Consider the following 2,654-nt stretch of genomic DNA (forward strand, 5'->3'; position numbering starts at 1 on the left):
ATCTCTAGGAGCTTTTAGGAGGAGCACTATGGCTACCATGTATGGTACGACCGGTAATGACAGCATGTTCGGCACTGCGGACGACGATATTATTTCGGGTGCTGGCGGCAACGATTCTATCGGGGGCGGCCCCGGTAACGACAGTATCGATGGCGGTACTGGCAACGACAACATCACCGGCGATGACGGCAACGATACGCTGCTCGGCGGCGCTGGCGCTGATACGCTCGCTGGCGGCAACGGCGACGATTCGGTCTACGGCGGCACCGGCGACGACCAGCTTCAGGGTAACGGCGGCAACGACGCCCTCTGGGGTCAGGACGGCAACGACGACATGCTGGGTAACGGCGGCATGGATACTCTTTGGGGCGGCAACGGCGACGATACGCTCCAGGGTCTTGCTGGCGACGACAGCCTCTCGGGCGGCAACGGCGACGATAACCTCGACGGTGGTGACGGCAACGACACGCTGGACGCAGGCGATGCTACTGCGGTTACCGCAGTTCAGGTCGAAAGCGGCGGCAACGGCGACGACACGATCTACGACACCAACGGCATTGATAGTGTCGACGGTGGCGCCAACACCGATACGTTCGTTGTTGACGGTTCGCTTGATTCGAACACCGACATGGTCACGATCACGGGCGGCTTTGAGCTCGACCTTGATGGTGACGGCAATGCCGACTCCCTGTACGGCGTTGAAATCATCAAAGCTGACAACGTAACGATCGACACCTCGTGCACGGACGATGTTTCCTTCACGGTTAACCAGTCTGTTGCAGCTGTTGCCGGTGCTTCGTCGACGGCTCACGTTACGGGTGCTGACGGCATCCTCATGTATAACGGCACGACCCAGGGTCTTGTTTATGCAGCCAACAACGACTGGGACATCACCTCGGTCAATGGCGTAGCTGTTAGCGCGAACGGTGACACGGTTGCTGTAGCGAACGGTGTTATCACGGTTACGGACAGCGACAGCGACGGCAACCTCGACTCGATCAGCTTCAAAGCTGACGCGAGCCTGAACAACGAGAATGCCAACGTTGACGACACCTTCACGATGACGGTGACCAGCACGGCTTGTGCTGATGACACGCTGTCGATGTCGGTTACCTCTTCGGTTACCGAAGACCATGTGTTCAACGCTGACGACGCTGGCGAAACCCTCACGGGTGACGGCGACAACGAGACGTTCCAGGGCGGCAACGGCGACGACCGTCTGATCGGTAACAACGGCGACGACGCGGTCACCGGCGGCAACGGCGACGACTATCTGTCCGGTGGCTACGGCGACGACACGCTTGTTGGCGGCGCAGGCAATGACACCGCTTATGCTGGTGCCAATAACGATGCCGTATTCGGTGGTGCAGGCAACGACGTTCTCGGTGGCGGTGCTGGCAACGACATCATCGTTGGCGGTGGTTCGAACGCCGGTGGTCTGGGTGACCTGACCGCAGTAACCGGTTCGGACACCATCTACGGCGGTGCCGGCGACGACACCATCATCGGCGGTGCTTGGAGCGACGGTAACGCTGACAGCATCTTCAACAGGGGTGAAGCTGTAACGGCGAACACCGACGGTGCGAACACCATCTGGGCTGGCGACGGCAACGACGACATCTTCGGCGGTTACGCTAACGATGTTATCGGCGGCGGCAACGGCAACGATGACATCACCGCAAACGAAGGTGACGACACCATCTACGGCGGTAAAGACGCTGGCGACGATATCATCGCTGGTGGCGCCGGTAACGACGACATCTACGGTGGTGCCGGTGACGATACCCTGAGCGGTAACGCTGGTAACGACCTCGTCTTCGGTGGCGACGGTGCTGACACTGTTTACGGTGGTGCTGGCTCGGATACGCTGTATGGCGGTGCCAACAACGACGTTGTCTGGGGCCAGAACGGTGCAGACACCATCTATGGCGGTACCGGCAACGATACGCTTGCTGGTAACGACGACGCTGACATGATCAACGGCGGCGACGGCAACGACAGCATCCTTGGCGGCAACGGCGACGACGTCCTGAGCGGCCAGGCTGGCAACGACGACATGGCTGGTGGTTCCAACGACGACATGATGAATGGCGGCGATGGCAACGACACCATGGCTGGTGATGCTGGTGACGACACCATGTACGGCGATGCTGGCGACGATAGCGTTGACGGCGGTGCTGGTAACGATGACGTCTACGGCGGCACGGGCAACGACGATGTCCTCGGCGGTGCTGGTAACGACACCCTGCACGGTGGCGACGGTGTTGACACCATCGACGGCGGTACGGGCAACGACGTCCTGTACGGTGACGGCGGTGCTGATACCTTCTCGTTCGTCGACGGCGACGGTGCAGACACGATCAAGGACTTCAACACCGATGTTGATACCCTTGACCTGAGCGGCATCACGGCTGCTGGGTACGACGTAACCGACCTGGCCGACCTGCAGAGCCAGACGGTTGAGACGACCCAGGGCGGCGTAGCCGGTGTCCTGATCACCGTAGGCGCAAGCGACACCATCTTCATCGAAGGTGTCTCGATCGGTGACCTGTCCACCATGGACATCACCTACTAAGCCTAACCGCTTACCAAAAAGTTCGATCCGGGGAGGAGCAATAGCTCCTCCCCTTTTCGTTTGATGACACTGCTATAAG

1 protein-coding gene is annotated in these 2,654 nt (G+C 59.9%); it reads left to right on the forward strand.

Going from position 1 to position 2,654, the window contains the following annotated elements; all coding sequences use genetic code 11:
• Positions 1–28 precede the first annotated feature (28 nt).
• Positions 29–2,575 (forward strand): calcium-binding protein, encoded by a 2,547-nt coding sequence (locus K6118_RS17435; protein WP_281500885.1) that lies wholly within the window; start codon positions 29–31, stop codon positions 2,573–2,575.
• The last annotated feature ends 79 nt before the right edge of the window (positions 2,576–2,654 follow it).

Origin of the sequence: Kordiimonas marina (assembly GCF_023006325.1) — a bacterium.
Classification (GTDB): Bacteria; Pseudomonadota; Alphaproteobacteria; order Sphingomonadales; family Kordiimonadaceae; genus Kordiimonas; species Kordiimonas marina.